Source organism: Niallia oryzisoli (assembly GCF_036670025.1).
Lineage (GTDB): Bacteria > Bacillota > Bacilli > Bacillales > Cytobacillaceae > Bacillus_BD > Bacillus_BD oryzisoli.
Map to the genome: position 1 here is coordinate 4,015,435 of NZ_CP137640.1, position 17,002 is coordinate 4,032,436.

Consider the following 17,002-nt stretch of genomic DNA (forward strand, 5'->3'; position numbering starts at 1 on the left):
TTAGTTTATATGTATCGGTAATGTACCAAATATCATTAAATTCTTACTTAAGAATCTGGCCCGTTTGTGGAAGAAGACAAAAAATCCCCATCCACTTATAGACCTCTTTACAACTAACATATAAAAGTAAAAGAACCCATTTTATCGTATTGGGTTCTTTTACTTTTATTTTTAATTATTCCCAGATTACTAATGCCCACTCGGGGTGATCAATAAATGGATTACGGTTTTGTTGATAATTAGTGTAAATGATTTCGTTTCTTTCCCTTTCAAAATCATCAACTGGATCCTCTTTATGCCATTGAAGCAATACAGATAGTTTTCCATGATAAGGGTTAGAACCGTTGTTAACTAGATTATTTAATTCTAAATCCGGTTCTCCACTATCCCCTTCATAACGTACTGCCATATAAAATAACATACGGGCAACGTCTCCCTTTACGCTATCTCTAGGTTCCCAGGAGTCTGAGTCATAATAGTTTCCGTCTGCTTCTGCATGTTCAGTACCCCCATTATCAAAATCAAGATTACTTCTTGAACTGTTAACGCTAACGTCTGTTGGACGCAGATGATGTAGGTCTGTGCCTGCACCCATTGTTGTTCCAAAGTCTCCGTGTGATTTTGCCCAAACATGTTCTCGATTCCAATCGTCTGCATCTGAACCATTCGTGTATTTTCCTTGTGAGCGTCCCGTATACAGAAGGATCACATTATTGGAGTTATTAGGATCTTCATCCGTCACTCGAAGTGCATCCCAGACATTTGAATAGGATATTTCTTTATGATCATCAATAATATTATGCAAAGCTGTTTTTAACGCTTTTCCTGTTTTTCCATAGGCAGCATCATAATAACCATCAGTTGATGAAATAGGATCTGGTTCAGGATCAGGAGATGTTGTACCTTCCCCTTGCATTTCGAAAGCTGTACCATTTTTTAATCCGGCATGAGAAAAATAAGCTGTAAGTGTCCCAGTTACTTTCATGTTTTCCCCCATTAAGGAAGGATTCGAGTATAAACCATAAGAAGAACGAAATGAAGAAGGGATTTGAACATAAATCATATTTGCAGTATTTGTCTCTGATGGACTATCCGCTAATGCTAACGCATAATCATTGGGGAAATCACTTGTAATGACTGTACTTGTTGAGATAGGTTGACCCACAACATAACCTTGAACGGTTTTAATTGAGTTATTTTGACTGTTAATGGCCTGAGAAACAGAATAAGGTGAGGACCATGATCCATCCCCGGTTGCTGCATTAGTTAATGAATATTGGAGTGGCTGAAGTAAAATGAAAGCAATAAGTATCAAAGAAAACAACAGCCTTTTTTTTCGATTATTTAGCATGTATTCTCCTCCTAGAGTTACTTTATTTTTTTCTTTTCAGATTAAATCAGCCAAAGGACGTCCAACCTATCAGGATATTATCTTATTATTATTAATATTTAGCGTATTATTGATGAAAAAACTGTAAAGTTATTTAAAATTAAAGTATAAAAGTTTTATATATTAGAGACGATATAACTAAAAATTCAGAGCATAAAGGGATTATTGGCACTTCTTCACGAACTTATACGTTCTTATTGTTAAATGACAAGAAAGTCTTTTAATTATAATACTCCAAACACACAGAACACCGTTCAGAGAGAAGTTCCTTTTTTGATAACTTGAATAAAAGTATTTACGCATATAAAAATATCAATATGTGAATCGCCTTTATAAAAAAAGATGTAAGCAGAATGCTAAAATTCTGACCTACATCTTGAAGTTGTTTAGTTTCCAATCTTTTCAGATTTTTCAAGAGCTACAAGTTTATTTTTTTCTTCAGAGTTCGTTTTCTCTTCTTTATCATTGCTAATCAAGTCATTTGTTGCTTTCTTAAATTCTTTCAAAGTGTTTCCAAAAGCTCTCCCGATTTCTGGTAGTTTAGAAGGGCCAAAAATAATTAACGCAATGACTAGAATTAGGATTAGGCCTGGGATGCCGATATTAGATAACAAACTTTCACCTCCTAGTACCAGGATGGTTTGTTAGTGATTCAAAATGATCCCTTATAAAATTGGCATTCCATGACGATGTAGGGCGGCTGCTTCTAATAAAGACATACCTTGTTCTTCTGCAAATGCAGCAAGTTTATCCGAAACAACAGGAGCAAGACTAGCTGGTGGTGTAGCTAGGTTCATTTCACGTCTACGAGCTGCACTTCTGAGTACAAATGGTCCCCAAATCGCAAAGGTAATACCTGGTGTTTGCATATTTACAAAGAATGTACTTCCATCTGTAGAGAATGTTGGTCCGGCAAACTCTGAATCATTTAGTGTGTTTTCAGCAAACGTATAAACATTTGCTTCTGGAGTTAGACCGATGATACGATTAATTCCGTCACCGTCTTCGGCGATCCAAAGATCTCCCCAAGGAGTGATGGTAATATTGTCAGGTGATTCTAAATTATTTACATCAGAAGATTCATAGAATAGCTCTAATGTATTTGTTGCTGGTGTGTAGCGGTAAATACGGCCAAGCCTTTTTTTACCTGCACTAGTATCATCAAACCAGAAGGTTCCCTCAGAGAAATAAGCGCCTTCTAAACGGCTAAACTGCATACAGCCTTTATCTCGTGCATCCTGGTTCGCAATTTCAGGATTTAATTCTTTCCAAACAACTCCAAATTTTTGCCCAGTTCTTAATTGACTTGCCTGCGGTAATTCATCAATCGCTGCTGCATACAGCTTACCGCCTTTTTGTAGAGAACCTAGCTTTTGACTTGGGTCATTTGGGACAAAACGATAAAGGAAGCTTGGACTTCCGTCTTCTGTTAAATACCAAATTCCTGTTGCTGGGTCAACATGTCCAGCTTCATGAGAGAAGTAACCCATATCACGGATCGGTGTTCTTGACATTTCGTTTTCAGGATCAAGTGGATTCACTTCAAATACAAAGCCATGTCCCATATCACGAGTTTCTTCCATCGTTAGCCATGTACCCCATGTAGTAGAGCCGCCAGCACAGTTGCGGATCGTTCCTGAGCTTGATACATATTGATCAACAATTTCTCTATCTGGTCCGAGGATTAAAGTAGTTGTACCACCAGCTGCACCATTACTCCATGGATTTTTTCCGTTTACAGGATACTCGGCATTTGTGCTATTTTCATGGTTTCTGACAAGAATTGTTGTATCATTCGCCCCTTTAAAAGCAGCCATTCCGTCATGCATGGATGGGACTAGGTCGCCATTTGGCATTTTTTCTCCAGTTCGAGAAAGCATTTTGTACGTAAATCCCTGTGGAAGGTCTAAGATTCCATTTGGATCCTTTACTAATGGACCATATCCACCAAATCCGCTTGTTAGATTGCTAGATTTCGCTGCAAATCCTTTTGAAGCTACTGAAAAAGAATATAACCCCGTTGTACCAAGTGTTAATGCTAATGTACTCATTCCGCCAACTTTTAAGAAATCACGTCTGTTTAAACCGCTATTGCTAGATTTCATCAACATTACCTCCAAAGTTTTTTTAAGGGATGCTATATTCCATATAGTGAACTCTATCATTAAAATTAACAGGCCTTTATAAATGCTCTGTTAATTACATGTAATTTTGTTCCTATAAATGAAAAATAACCCAGAAGTCATGTTCTATATGAAAAACAAAGGGAGTTTATTACCACATTTGCGACATGTAAAAGGTAGAAATCTGACGGTGTGTGTTGAAATTAGAAGGAAAAAACTAAGGCTTTTTTCAAATAGGGCGATGTAGATTATTCAAGTTTTATTAATAGTTTGTAAAAATCAGGGGCTTTTCAATTTACTTAGGTTATTGAAGAAGGGTAAACTTTTCCAGTCATAACATCGTTTAAGCTCATCCTATCAATGCTAATGTTAGCAAGTACAAACCTTCACAATCTCTTCTAAACTTTAACATAGATATCTAATTTTCTTTAAAGGAGTTGCTCTACAATTTGGCCCGATTTTGGAAAACTGATCTTATTGAAAATCATTCAAATTTGGATAACAATTATAACATTTTTGTTTCTCAAAACTATGTTTTCTATCTTTTATCACCAGTGAAACAAGGGGACGGAGCGAGACTGCTGAAAAACACTTCCAAATAAATGGAATTAAATACTTGCCGTAGATCTCTTTATAAAAAGAAAAATCCCCCACTTTTGGTATAATAGAGTTGACTAGAAACTACCACCAAAGTGAGGGATTTTTGTGCTTAAAGACAATAATATGCAATTAAGCTTCTATTCATTATTATACTGGAAAATTCCAGAGAATCATACTCTAAAATTACTGAGCGATTCAGTAGATTTTAGTTTTATTAATGACTATCTTCAAGACTCTTATTGTAAATACCATGGCAGACCAGCCAAAGAACCAGAGCTAATGGTTAAGCTGCTGGTTCTTCAACGTCTTTATAATTTATCAGATAGACGGGTGATTGAAGATGCCTCCTTAAATCTCGCCTATATGTATTTTCTTGGGATAAACCCCGACGATGCATTACCTCACCCTAGCCTATTAGCTAAATTCCGAATGAATAAATTAGAGGATGTTACATTAGATGACTTCATTATAGAAATCGTCAAACAGTGCGTCGATAAAGGAATTATAGAAGATACTGGCCTAACTATAGATTCTACCCACTCAGATGCCAATACATTTAAGATGACCCCGGAACGAGTGATGAAAGAACTTGCCAAGAAAATCTTTAAAACGGTTTGTGAAGAAGCTGGCGAAGTCCCAGATTGTATTAATCAAAAGATTCCTAATTATAAAGAAATCGAAGATCATAAAGAAGCCAAAAAGATCATGGATTCCTTTCTAAAAGATACAATAAAAAAGGTTGAAGATAGTATTGATACAGACAAAAATCCAAAAACAAAAGAGATTTTAGAAAAAGCAAAAGAAATTACAAATGACCCAAAATTTCTTGAACAAAAAGGAGTTCGGTCAACGGTCGATCAAGAAGCCCAAGTAGGACATAAGAGTAAAACTGATCACTTCTTTGGGTATAAAACTGAATACACCATGACTACACAATCAAAATTGATTGCCGCTGTATCAGTAAATAATGGGGCTTATGTAGATGGAACAGAATTTAAGGATTTATTAACATTAACGATAAAAAGTGGTTTAAAAATAAAAGATATCTTTGGTGATAAAGCTTATTTTAAGAAAAAAATCTTAGACGACATCACAAGTGTCGGGGCAAAAGCTTATATTCCAGTTAGTGCGATGGCTTACAAAATTGATGAGGAACTTTTCAGTTACAATAAGGATTCAGATGAATGGTTTTGCGATCAAGGAAATAAAACGATTAACAAGAAATACAAGAAGAATAATAAAGGGAAAGAGATCTATAAATATTACTTTGAGAAGGAGAAATGTAGACATTGTCCACTTCGCGAGAAGTGTATCCAAAAAGCCGGAACTGTTGGGAAGATATTAACAGTTGGGATTAATACGCCTAAATTCTATGAATATAGTCAGGAACAAAAAACAGAGACATTTAAGGAAAAATATAAACAGAGAGCTTGCCAAGAAGGAAAAAATGGTGAGATGAAAAATCTACACGGGTTAGATCGTGCCAGGGGGTACGGTCTAAAAAGTATGTCCAGACAAGCTAAATTAACCGCTATCGCGGTTAATTTAAAGAGGATAGCGAAAATACTATCCTCTTTAAAGGGTTCCTCTCATCAATCTACTACCATTTTTTTGAAGATTATAAAAAGAAACAATGGGTTTCGAAAAACTCCGTTTTTTTAATTATTATTTAATCAAAAAAAGGTGACTTTTTCAGCAGTCTCGGACGGAGCTACTGTTTCATTTAAAGGAAATTATTTTCCATTGATGAAACATAAGATCCATCTCCTCTGTTTCCCATACCTTTCTATTATACTAGAAAAAATATTGCCCAAATACCTTGCATTTTTATTACGTGGCGAACGCTACAGTATGAGTATCCTTGCAGAAAAAGAACATCGACAGTTATTAAAGCCGTAACAAAGCATTTTAGTTTGGTAAGGAAATATGATATAGTAATTATTAGTACCTGGTAATAAAACCAGATATAACTATATTGACTTTTTAGTCAACTTAGGAGGACAAAATGGAAGATTTGCTTAAGTTAAAGGGTAAAAATATTGTAGTAATGGGCGTTGCTAATGAGCGTAGCCTTGCTTGGGGTGTGGCTAGGTCACTTTATCAAGCTGGTGCTAATCTTATTTTTACCTATCGTTTAGAACGTTCACTTGGAAAATTAAATAAATTATTAATGGAAAATAACCATTCTGCTCAATTAATCGTCCAATGCGATGTAAACAATGATGAAAGTATTAAAGATGCCTTTCAAGAAATCGGTGAAAAGGTAGGAACAATCCACGGAATTGTACACTCAATAGCCTTTGCACACTCCGAAGATTTAAAAGGTGATTTTATAAATACTTCAAGGTCTGGATATGCTTTTGCTCAAGATACTAGCTCGTACTCACTAATAGCTGTCGCAAGAGAAGCAAAACCTTTTATGACTGATGGCGGCTCTATCGTTACAATGAGTTACCTTGGAGCTGAAAGAGCGATTCCTGGCTATAATGTGATGGGAGTAGCAAAAGCAGCTCTTGAATCATCAGTAAAATATCTAGCATTAGATTTAGGGAAAGAGAATATTCGTATTAATGCCATTTCTGCTGGAGCCATTCGCACGCTTGCTGCCAAAGGAGTTGGTTCCTTTAATGAAATACTTCATAAAATTGAAGAATCTGCACCATTAAAAAGAAATGTAACACAAGAAGAGGTCGGCGATATGACTATCGCAATGCTTAGTAATCTATCTAGAGGAGTTACAGGTGAAATTATTTATGTAGATTCAGGGTATAACATAATCGGCTAGTCGCCTTCAGCAAAAGGTGCCAGGCGCGATCCATTTTCTGGATCGAGCTGGCACAATGATAACAAAGCCAAAAGGTTTAATACTTGAGTTATTCTTTAAATTCAATAATAAAAGCCGAGAACTTTTCTCGGCTCATTTGTTCTTGCTTTGCTGTTTGTCCCTCTATTTACTTTCATTTCCCCTCAGTCATCGATTCGACTGACTGTCGAACTTCCTTTTTCTTTCCGCTCGCCAATGTAAGGTAAGCAATACCTCCAGCAACAATAAGGACGATTCCAGTAATAAAAACACTGCTATAACCAAATGATTTTGCTGCAATTCCCAGCACGAGAGCACCAATAGCCATGCCTAAATCCATTGAATTAAAGAACAACGAATTAGCAATTCCGACACGATGTTTTTCAACCGAACTGATAATCTGTGTTTGAAGGATGGGTGTAACAGAGCCATACCCAATTCCAATAATCGCACCTGCCATAATCATAATGACTGCTGTTTGAGGCAATGAGAGCATAACCATCCCAATGGCAAATAAAACAATACAAGGATAAACGATTTTGTTTGCCCCATAATGGTCAGCCCAGACACCTGTAAATGGTCGGAAGACAAACATTAAGCCCGCATAAAGAATAAAGAATGTACTAGCCGCTTTTACAAGATTAATTTCCTGTGCATACAAAGCTAAGAATGAAGCAATACCGGAATAGGCACATGCTAAAATAAATACGACAAGTGCAAATGGGGCAGCTTTTTTATCAATCAAATCATTGAAATTAAATCTTTTGCTTGTATTAGAAACCTTCGCTGGCTGCCGTTGCTCTGGAACATGTATAACCATTGATAACAAGATATTTAATAATGAAATAACAATACAAAGATTGTAAGCTGTGTTGTATGCCCCAATGTTAGCTAAGTTCAGACCAATAACAGGCCCAATAACCATCGCTAGTCCCATTGCTAATGAGAACCAACTCATTCCCTCCCCACGTCTTGAATCTGGGATAATCTCAGCGCTGATGGTTCCTTTTACAGTGGTAATAACCCCGAAAGTTAATCCATGAAGAATTCTCAGGATAAATAATATCCATATATTTGTTACAAATGGATAAAATAGTGTGCCAACAAAAAATGCTGTTGCAGAATAAATAAGTATTTTCTTTTGTGAACCTATACTTACCCACTTTCCTGCAAATGGCCGGACAATGATAGCCGCAATTAAAAATAAGGTTAATAATAACCCAGCCTGATCCGCACCCCCGCCAAATTCTTTAGTTAGTTGTATTGGAAGTGCTGTTAATAGGATATAAAAGGCTAAAAAGATAAAAAAGCTGATAGTAGTGATTTTTATGAAATCCTTCGTCCATAGTTTTGGTTTATCCATATCATGTTCCCCCCTAATTTTTTTTGGTCATCTATAAGGTAATATCCTTGAAAAAAGTAACATATTTAGTATATCTCTTTTTGCTATGCATACATAATTGTATTTTTTATATTATCCATGCATAATAGTAATATCATTGATATACCAAGGAGAATGTCAAATGGATTTTGACCAGCTTTTTTATTTCCATACCGTTGCAAAATATCAGAGTTTTACCAAAGCCTCCGAAGAATTAAATCTTTCACAGCCAGCGTTAAGCCGTTCCATTTTGCGGCTTGAAGAAGAAATTGGTGTCCCTTTATTCGAAAGAAAAAGCCGCGGAGTCGTATTAAACCAATATGGGAAGGTCTTTCTCAAGGTAACAAACCAAGTACTATCAGAAATGAAAGAGGGAAAGCAAAAAATCCATGATATGGTTGATCCAAACTATGGAACCATTTCGCTTGCATTTATCCAAACACTTGGTTCGAGTTTTGTACCAGATTTAATCAGCGATTTCCAAAAGGAATTTCCGAACATTCATTTTCGATTATCGCAAAATATTTCAAGCAAGATTTTAAAAGGAGTAGAAGATGCAACCATTGACATTGGTTTCTGTTCCCCGCTTGAACCGCATGAAGGTCTTTGTTCCCTGCCCGTTTTGTCCGAAGAATTATTCCTAATTGTTCCAGCTGGCCACAGGCTGGCGGGCAAAGAACAGGTAAATTTAAGTGAAGTAGCCGATGATCCGTTTATCTTTTTCAAGCCTCAAACAGCCCTACATGATTTAATACAAAATCTCTGTATTGAAGCAGGATTTCATCCAAGAAAGATTTTTGAAGGCTATGAAGAGAGGACAGTCTCAGACCTCGTAAAGGCCAATATGGGCGTTGCTATTGTACCGTATATCCCCAATCTTGACGAAAGTAAAATTTCAATGATCCGCGTCCAGTCACCACCATGCTTTCGAGTCATCCAAATGGTATGGAGGAAAAATGGATATTTGTCTCCTGCGGTAACGAATTTTAAGGAATTTGTGGAGACGCGGGTGAAGGGTATGTCAATAGAGTAATTTGACTCAAAAAACTGCAGTGTAAAAGAAACCGGTACTCTACTAATTGAGTACCGGTTTCTTTTACATACTAAATTTACAATTTTGGAACCCTCTTCCCTTCCTTTTTCACGTAAAAAATTAATATTTTCCTATTGCTGGAACAAACTAATGATGAGTATAGATTTTGGAAGGAGTCGTTATGCGTACAATTAAACCAATTAAATTAGGCTCATATAAGACAGACATTAGCGAACCATTAACAGCGGCAGAAATGGGGAAACTTTGGGCTGCATATATGGGAAACAGCATGGGAATCTGTATTTTGAGTTATTTTCTTAAACATGTGGACGATAAGGATATTAAAACTCTGTTAGAAAATGCCTTGACTTTGAGCGAAGGATTTTTGAAGGAAATTGAAGATATTTTTAAAAAGGAAAATTTCTTTCCACCTAAAGGATTTAGTCTGGAGGAGGATGTCAATCTAGGTGCTCCTCGTTTATTTCAGGATGAATACTATCCGCATTATTTGAAATATATTTCAAAGGCAGGGCTTAGTATTTATAGCATTGCGATCCCTCTAGTCTATAGAAAAGATATCAAAGAATTCTTTACAAATTGTATAATCTCGACAATCGAATTAATGGACCAAATTAAAGAAATCTTAATGAATAAAGGGCTTATCAATAAACCACCTATCATTCCAGTGCCGGATAAACCAGATTTTGTTACTAACGATTTTCTAAACGGTTTCTTTGGACACGTGCGCCCTTTACATGCATTAGAGATCACTCATTTTTACGATAATATTGAAAACAATGTCACAAGTAAAGCCCTTATTACCGCTTTTGCCCAAGTGGTAAAGGATGAACGGATTCGGAAATTGTTTGAAAAAGGAAGAGAGATGACGGCTGAAAATGTTCAGCAATATATGCAAATGCTGCAAGATGCCTCTTTGCCTGCCCCATCCCTTCTTGACGATTTAATAACAACCACCACTTTTTCTCCTTTTTCAGATAAAATCATGCTATTTCATAAGATGGATATGTTTTCTATGAAAATAAGGGCGTTTGGAAATTCAGTCGCTGTCAATGGAAGGCACGATGTTGGATACTTATATACAAAATCGTTCTTGAAGATTGGCAAATTTGTTGAGGATGCAGCAAAATTGATGATTGAGAATGGTTGGATGGAACACCCGCCAATTGCACCGGAAAGAGGTCAATAAACTATCGGTGAGACGTAATTCTTCATTATTAAAGCGAAAATAAAAAAGCCATTGACCCAATCCTAAAGATCAATGGCTTATGTTTTCTAAGTGCATATTCTGCGTTACTCCTTTTTCTAACCATCTGCTGCCAAGAGTATTAAATTGGATGTACCTTGAATTCAGCCTTTGTCCAAGAATAAGCCTATGTTTGTTGTTATGCACTAATCCCGAGTAATTTTATGCAATTTTAATAATTAATATTACTCATAAACAATAAGTAAAATTAATAAATTGAATAAAGTAAAGGGTTAATAAATAACAGGGAATTTGGCTTTCATATTTGGTGTTTGGGATTTTTAAAGTGAATAATTTAGGGTTTAGACTAGTTGCAGCATTCTATTTTTTTGCTCTTTTTCCAAGAAAAGCACCTGATTGATGAAGGTTCATTCTTGCATGGTACGCTACCCATACTGACTTGATTTTTTTGGAAGCTTTTTTGGGACATCAAAGGAAGGATTTAAAACTTATCGATTAAAAGAGCAATAGCAATCACTAATATGACAACGTATATCCACGGTGATTCACTTCCATGTTCTCTGTCGGCCTTTCTATGTTTATGATCATTCATTTAATCAGCCTCCTAATAGGGGTACGCCAGCGAAACCCAGATGATTAACAATAAGCGAAATGATGGTACTACCCCGTATTGAATTAAACGACCCTTCAATCAATCGTATACAAAGCCATTTTATCTTCAAACTTTATTTTTTCACCTAGAAGGATAAATGGTTATAATGGCTTTTGAGACCAATAGGTTTAAATATTAAATTATCTATAGTACATTATTATTCACTTAAAAAACTTATGCTAAAGTTAGCAAGTAGAAAGTGAGGTTGGGATATCTATGCACTTCCCTCTAGAAGAACCAGTTCTTATATTTGGTTTTGCTGTGTTAATTTTTTTAATTTTCCCTATACTCATGGAGAAACTAAGAGTACCCGCTATTATTGGACCCATTTTAGCAGGAATTATCGTCGGACCAAACGGGCTAGAAATATTAGCACGAGATTCAACAATTGAATTGCTTGGAACAGTCGGATTATTGTTTATCATGTTTATAGCAGGTCTTGAGCTGGACCTTGATGGTTTCAAAAAATACCGAAATCGCAGTATTTTATTTGGCTTCCTCTCGTTTTCAATACCATTTATTCTGGGAATAATAGTAGGATTATGGCTTGGTCTCAGTAAGCTATCAGCCATTTTATTTGGCAGTATTTTCTCTTCACATACCCTTTTAGGGTATCCTGCCATTAGCCGACTTGGCGTTGCGAAAAACAAAGCTGTAACAACAGCAGTTGGCGGTACATTATTAACAGATAGCTTAGCATTGCTTGTTCTTGCTGTAATAACAGGGGCATCTGAAGACCATTTAACCTTTGGATTTTTAGTATACTTGATTATTGCCACAACGCTTTTTGCAGTAGTCATTCTCATTTTTACCCCTTATTTGACTAAGTGGTTCTTTAAACGCTCTAATCATGAAGGAACGATAGAATTTAACTTTGTTCTGGCCATTTTATTCGTTGCAGGGGCCATATCATTATTCGTGAAATTAGAACCAATTATCGGGGCATTCTTGGCCGGTCTAGCCTTAAACCGTTACATTTATGATCATGGCCCATTAATGAATAGAATCAGTTTTACGGCAAATGCATTGTTTATTCCGTTTTTCTTGTTATCTGTGGGTATGTTAATGGATCTTCGTGTTCTTATATCCAGCCCTGATGCATTACTAACAATCCTATTAGTCTCAATTACAGCAATTGGCAGTAAATTGCTTGCCAGTTGGGTTACGAGTAAAGTATATGGTTATTCCAAGACAGAAAACAAGGTGATCTTTGGACTTTCCACTACACATGCTGCAGCAACATTAGCAATCACACTTGTTGGGTATCGACTTGGATTATTTGACCAGCAAATAATCAATGCTGTAATTGTTATCATTTTAGTTACTTGTATTTTGGGCCCATACTTCTGTGAAAAATATGGCAGAAAACTGGCCGTTGTACAAGATAAAACGGTACTAGACGATACACTTCCTGAACGTATATTAATCCCGATGGCGAATCCAAAAACAATGGAATCTCTACTGGATTTAGGATTTTTGTTAAAAAAGGCAAAAAAGACAGATGAACCACTTTATCCATTAACAATCGTTCAAAAGGATTTAAAACAGGCAAGCAATGAAGTAGCTCAAGCTGAAAGTATGCTTGGACACGCGCTCATGTATGCATCAGGGGCAGATGTTTCTGCTAAGATATTGACACGTGTGGATCATAATATTGGATGGGGAATAGAACGTGCTGCTACGGAAGAAAGAATCACAACAATCATAGTGGGATGGGATGGTGTAGATGTAGGGAACCAAAAGGTCTTCGGGAAAGTTATTGATAATTTTCTTGAACATACCTATCAACGCTCATTCATAACAAATATCAGGCAACCGTTGAATACGATCGAACGGGTGATTCTTATTCTGCCAAATAATATCGTATACAAGCCGGGTTTTGAAGATTCAATTTCAATTATTAAGGGCATTGCTTCACAACTCAGCGCGACAATTAGAAGCCTTGTCATTCGCGATGACTTAGAATCTTATAAAAAGGTTTCCGAAAATGTACATCCTAATGTTAAAGTTGAATTCCAATCCATTGATAGCTGGAATTCACTTTATAAAAATGATTTAAATGATGTTAAATCAACCGATCTTGTGATTTTCTTAAGTGCTAGAAGAGGAACTGTGGCATGGCACCCAGACTTAGAAACGATACCGAAAAAACTAGCTTCAATGAATCTTGAGAACTTCATCGTGTTCTACCCAACAGAAATGAAGGAAACAGACATTCGCGGCTCACGTGGTACTGAAATTCCGAAAGAATTACTTTTTAAAAGTGATTATGAAGACTAATAGATTTTATGTATTGCAGTGTGGTCTAACCCTCGTTGACTCCAATAAGAGTTATCGAGGTTTTTTTGTAAAATTGGACTACATGCGATTCTTTAGTATTTCTTTCTGGGGTTGCCCCATAATTATATTATTTATTATCATTATCTTACCATGTACTAAGATAAATACTTCTAGTACTCTACCAAATATTTTAAATTAATATTTACAAATAAATAGGTGTATGCTAAGATTGAAATCATAAAATTCTAACAATTCGAAATAATAGTAAGTCAAGGTGATGAACATGACCTTGTCAACCGGTCAATTTAAGCAAGAGTTAATTAAAGACTATAATACGATAAACCTTAGGATGTTTGACATTGGTGTCAAAAGTCAAAAGGTTGATCTATTAGGGGAAAAAGTGATCATTTTTGCCAATCATAAACGAATCTCCTCTCTCAAATATTTGGACGAAAATAATCGCTTGATCACTCGGTTAGTCGATGTGGCCATCATTGATTCTTTCAAAATGGAATTAAAGACAATCATGGAAAATAAATACGGGATGAAGGTCCTTTCAATTATGAAAGATTATGACCCAGATATTGAAACTTCTGTAACGATTATTATCCTTGATCAAGATGCTAAAAACTATATTTCCGGTTAACACCAAAATCGTGACTGGTAGAATGAACTCTTAATCGAGTGCAGTACAACCGTCAATACGATCTAACAGATTAATTCTGTTTGATTTGTATTGGCGGTTTTTATTTTTTCTATAAAAAAGGAGGAAATGGAATGCAAACAGTAAGGGATGTATTAGAAGCTTTGGATCAATTAACAGGTGGCAGGGTGGTGAAATCGCTGGCGGATATATCAAGCGGTGATCATCCATTTGTGATCATGAAATCCTCCAATCTTCCAGGAAAGGATATCATTGAAACGCCGGGCCTCGTCTATGGCAGCCTTGATCAAAAGGTGAACAAAATCGCTGTAACCATGACCATGACAGAAGGCAGTATTGAATTGGCTGGCGCGACAGGAGTGGATGCAATTATTGCCCATCATCCGATAGCAGAAGCTGCTAATTCAGGAGGTGTCACTCTTAAAAATTATCTAGACTTATATAACATTGCCGCCTTTGAACTTCATGAGGCCTTCCATGGATTACATCCTGGAATCTCCTATCTGCACGGCCATCAAGCATACCGCACAGAAATATCCTATGGCGGGAATCATGGCAATGTATTATTTGTTGGCAAAACCCTTGATAACGTGAATACACTTGGAGACATATTAAATCGACTCGATCAGTATATGGGATTAAACGAAGAGGAAGCCTTATTATTTATGGAAAAAGAAATTCGCGGTGCCTCATCCATGACTGAAACGAGCTTGGTCACAAAAGGAAGAATTTTGCTAGGTAATGAGAATAGTCCTGTTCAACATATTTTGCACATTTTTCCTCATACAGGATTTTCACCGGAGAATTTAAGACAAGCCGTAAAGGAGCATCCAGAAGCAGACACAGTGATGGCGTCCATCAGCCGAGTATATGATGGACATGCATTAATTGAAACCGCCAAAGAGCAGGGACTCAATTTTATCGTCGGTAACTGTCATGTGTTGGAAATTTTGGAAAATGGGCTGCCCCTTGCCTATGCTCTCCAGTCGCTACTACCTTCTGTTGAAGTAGTCATTTTTCGTGAAAGAATTACGAGTACATCATTAAAAACAGTGGGAACACCGGAAATGAAGCAATATGCACAAGAGATGGCTTCACAGCACCTATTACCGAAAGCAATCAGTAATCAATAATTGTGAGGAGAGATGTAAATGAGTGAATTCAATGCTGAAACTGTACAAAAGATCCAAACCGTCCCAGCCCAGCAACCGGATAAGCGCAAATGGACACGAATCGAGCTTGTTGGGGTAGTTCTGGTTATTGCATCCTTGCTTGTTTTATTAATCTCACCTGGTACTCTCGCCGGTCTCTTTAACTCTGTCGTTGACCATGTATTTCCGACGGTTGTGAATGTCTTTTTAACAGGGACTGTCGGTGTCGCTATTATTGTGAGTGTTATTATCGGACGAACCTTGGAAAGATTAGGCTTTACAGACGCTTTGATGAGGCTGTTTATTCCGATTACGAAGCTTATGAAGATTAATTCTTCCGTTGTGATACCAAGTATTTATAATATCCTCGGTGATATTAATGCTGCTGGAAAAATTGCAGGCCCGATCTTAGTCCGTTCAGGAGCAACAAAGGATGAACAGAAAATTGCGGTGGCAACAATGGTTCAGTCGCAGCAATCCTTTTCCACCTTTATGTTAGGACTAGTAGCCTTAACTGCTGTTGGAGTCAATGCCTTTATCATTGTGGTATTAGCAGTGTTTATTCCCGTTATTGTTGTCCCTTGGCTCCTTTCCAAAACGGTTTATCGTAACACAAAAGCAGTGAAATTGGAGGATTTGCCAACGTTCACTCCTGATACAAGATTTTTACCTACTTTGTTTAACGCTGCCCGGGAAGGTGCAGAGCTTTTGTTCCTGCTTATTATCCCTGCTGTCGCAGTCGTCTTTGCGGTGATTGGGGTTTTAGACTATATTGGTATATGGTCATTTATTGAATCTGGTCTTTCCACCGTTCTTCTGGCCTTAAATATCGATCCAGGGACGGGCATCCTATCCATTTTAGCAAGCCCGACTTTAGCGATGGGCAAACTAGCTGAAATAGCAACGACATTGGATCCTCGATTAGTGATCGGTTCCTTTATTTTGGCATCATCTGGGCTTCCGTTATCAACCGTATTTGGACAAATTCCAGTTATATGGGCAGCAAATTCAGATTTAAGTGAAAAAGAAGCCATGGGAGCTGCAGCGTTAGGTATTGCCATGCGTCTTATCACAGCCTTTTTACTTGTATTGATCCTTTCGCCCATTTTACTTTAGGTGAATGGAATGTGCTTCTCGATTTGACCTGAAATATCTAAGTGAAAGTCAGTAGGTGAAATGGTTTTGAATGCATGTGGGTCTAGATAAAGAGGAACGCGAATTTCATCCTTTGCGTCTTGTATAACAAAGTGGAGAAAACTGATTTTTTTCATCTGCGCTGCCAGTTTTTCATTCGAAATGGTTAACGCTAGACCTAGATTGGGTCTCTTCTGGTCAGGATATGGAATAGGTACACAAGGAATCGATTGCAGCGGCTCATATGAATTGGTCGTAATGGTTGATAAATGATGAATTCGGCCAGTTGCCGCTATTCTTTTATTGGGTAAAATCAATCGATCCACTTGGTAAACATCCTTTCCTGCAGAAGAGGCCCATTTTTTTCCTTGTTGTATTATATACATCGAAAAATGATAACCAGGCAGAACGGCAAGTGCTTGATGAGCAAACAACTCAAATCCAATGGATATCAACCCTATCTCCCCCACTCACGCATGTTAAGGGTCAGAGGGACAGGTCCATCGACCCAGAAAGCTTTGATGCTGCTATGCACCCTGGTGTAGATTCTATTAAAAGGGACCACG

General features: G+C 37.0%; 13 protein-coding genes. 8 read left to right on the plus strand and 5 right to left on the minus strand.

The annotated features are described in order from the left end of the window. Positions 1 to 175 precede the first annotated feature (175 nt). The 3 genes from R4Z09_RS20185 to R4Z09_RS20195 all read right to left on the minus strand — a co-directional run bounded on the left by R4Z09_RS20185 (position 176) and on the right by R4Z09_RS20195 (position 3,495). On the minus strand, positions 176 to 1,351 hold the full coding sequence (locus tag R4Z09_RS20185; RefSeq protein WP_338448523.1) for an endonuclease: 1,176 nt from the start codon (positions 1,349 to 1,351) through the stop codon (positions 176 to 178). 425 nt (positions 1,352 to 1,776) lie between these two features. Beyond that, on the minus strand, positions 1,777 to 2,004 hold the full coding sequence (gene tatA, locus R4Z09_RS20190; protein WP_338448524.1) for a twin-arginine translocase TatA/TatE family subunit: 228 nt from the start codon (positions 2,002 to 2,004) through the stop codon (positions 1,777 to 1,779). 51 nt (positions 2,005 to 2,055) lie between these two features. After that, a complete protein-coding gene (locus tag R4Z09_RS20195) occupies positions 2,056 to 3,495 on the minus strand; it encodes an alkaline phosphatase PhoX (protein ID WP_338448525.1) in 1,440 nt (479 codons plus the stop codon). Positions 3,496 to 4,218: 723 nt separating this feature from the next. Between R4Z09_RS20195 and R4Z09_RS20200 the strand changes: the two genes are divergently transcribed. Together R4Z09_RS20200 and fabI are read left to right on the plus strand one after the other, a co-directional pair. Next, complete coding sequence (locus tag R4Z09_RS20200) at positions 4,219 to 5,775, plus strand: IS1182 family transposase (RefSeq protein WP_422392205.1); 1,557 nt, start codon at positions 4,219 to 4,221, stop codon at positions 5,773 to 5,775. Between the two features lie 343 nt (positions 5,776 to 6,118). Next, complete coding sequence (gene fabI, locus R4Z09_RS20205; protein ID WP_338448526.1) at positions 6,119 to 6,898, plus strand: enoyl-ACP reductase FabI; 780 nt, start codon at positions 6,119 to 6,121, stop codon at positions 6,896 to 6,898. Positions 6,899 to 7,070: 172 nt separating this feature from the next. Here the strand turns inward: fabI and R4Z09_RS20210 are convergent, their stop codons facing one another. Beyond that, positions 7,071 to 8,279, minus strand: coding sequence for an MFS transporter (locus R4Z09_RS20210; RefSeq protein WP_338448527.1), 1,209 nt, complete (start codon positions 8,277 to 8,279; stop codon positions 7,071 to 7,073). A 160-nt stretch (positions 8,280 to 8,439) separates the two neighbouring features. Between R4Z09_RS20210 and R4Z09_RS20215 the strand changes: the two genes are divergently transcribed. The 6 genes from R4Z09_RS20215 to R4Z09_RS20240 all read left to right on the plus strand — a co-directional run bounded on the left by R4Z09_RS20215 (position 8,440) and on the right by R4Z09_RS20240 (position 16,418). After that, positions 8,440 to 9,330, plus strand: a complete 891-nt coding sequence (locus R4Z09_RS20215; RefSeq protein ID WP_338448528.1) for a LysR family transcriptional regulator — start codon at positions 8,440 to 8,442, stop codon at positions 9,328 to 9,330. A 181-nt stretch (positions 9,331 to 9,511) separates the two neighbouring features. Next, complete coding sequence (locus R4Z09_RS20220) at positions 9,512 to 10,537, plus strand: DUF3231 family protein (protein ID WP_338448529.1); 1,026 nt, start codon at positions 9,512 to 9,514, stop codon at positions 10,535 to 10,537. Positions 10,538 to 11,423: 886 nt separating this feature from the next. Beyond that, positions 11,424 to 13,487 carry a cation:proton antiporter gene (locus tag R4Z09_RS20225; protein ID WP_338448530.1) on the plus strand — a complete coding sequence of 688 codons (2,064 nt, stop codon included), beginning with the start codon at positions 11,424 to 11,426 and terminating at the stop codon, positions 13,485 to 13,487. 283 nt (positions 13,488 to 13,770) lie between these two features. Then, positions 13,771 to 14,133: a Na-translocating system protein MpsC family protein gene (locus R4Z09_RS20230; RefSeq protein WP_338448531.1), complete on the plus strand. Its 363-nt coding sequence runs from the start codon at positions 13,771 to 13,773 to the stop codon at positions 14,131 to 14,133. Between the two features lie 131 nt (positions 14,134 to 14,264). Then, complete coding sequence (locus R4Z09_RS20235) at positions 14,265 to 15,284, plus strand: Nif3-like dinuclear metal center hexameric protein (protein WP_338448532.1); 1,020 nt, start codon at positions 14,265 to 14,267, stop codon at positions 15,282 to 15,284. Positions 15,285 to 15,302: 18 nt separating this feature from the next. Continuing rightward, positions 15,303 to 16,418, plus strand: coding sequence for a hypothetical protein (locus R4Z09_RS20240; protein ID WP_338448533.1), 1,116 nt, complete (start codon positions 15,303 to 15,305; stop codon positions 16,416 to 16,418). Here R4Z09_RS20240 and R4Z09_RS20245 read toward each other — a convergent pair. Beyond that, complete coding sequence (locus R4Z09_RS20245) at positions 16,415 to 16,891, minus strand: hypothetical protein (RefSeq protein WP_338448534.1); 477 nt, start codon at positions 16,889 to 16,891, stop codon at positions 16,415 to 16,417. The two genes, R4Z09_RS20240 and R4Z09_RS20245, sit on opposite strands and share 4 nt — an antisense overlap. Between the last annotated feature and the right edge of the window lie 111 nt (positions 16,892 to 17,002).

What these genes read in the sequence shown, in the direction of transcription:
- R4Z09_RS20225 (WP_338448530.1), top strand. Translation starts at nt 11,424, where the DNA reads ATGCACTTCCCTCTAGAAGAACCAGTTCTTATATTTGGTTTTGCTGTG.
- R4Z09_RS20240 (WP_338448533.1), top strand. Translation starts at nt 15,303, where the DNA reads ATGAGTGAATTCAATGCTGAAACTGTACAAAAGATCCAAACCGTCCCA.
- R4Z09_RS20235 (WP_338448532.1), top strand. Translation starts at nt 14,265, where the DNA reads ATGCAAACAGTAAGGGATGTATTAGAAGCTTTGGATCAATTAACAGGT.
- R4Z09_RS20230 (WP_338448531.1), top strand. Translation starts at nt 13,771, where the DNA reads ATGACCTTGTCAACCGGTCAATTTAAGCAAGAGTTAATTAAAGACTAT.
- R4Z09_RS20185 (WP_338448523.1), bottom strand. Translation starts at nt 1,351, where the DNA reads ATGCTAAATAATCGAAAAAAAAGGCTGTTGTTTTCTTTGATACTTATT.
- R4Z09_RS20210 (WP_338448527.1), bottom strand. Translation starts at nt 8,279, where the DNA reads ATGGATAAACCAAAACTATGGACGAAGGATTTCATAAAAATCACTACT.
- fabI (WP_338448526.1), top strand. Translation starts at nt 6,119, where the DNA reads ATGGAAGATTTGCTTAAGTTAAAGGGTAAAAATATTGTAGTAATGGGC.
- R4Z09_RS20215 (WP_338448528.1), top strand. Translation starts at nt 8,440, where the DNA reads ATGGATTTTGACCAGCTTTTTTATTTCCATACCGTTGCAAAATATCAG.
- R4Z09_RS20220 (WP_338448529.1), top strand. Translation starts at nt 9,512, where the DNA reads ATGCGTACAATTAAACCAATTAAATTAGGCTCATATAAGACAGACATT.
- R4Z09_RS20195 (WP_338448525.1), bottom strand. Translation starts at nt 3,495, where the DNA reads ATGAAATCTAGCAATAGCGGTTTAAACAGACGTGATTTCTTAAAAGTT.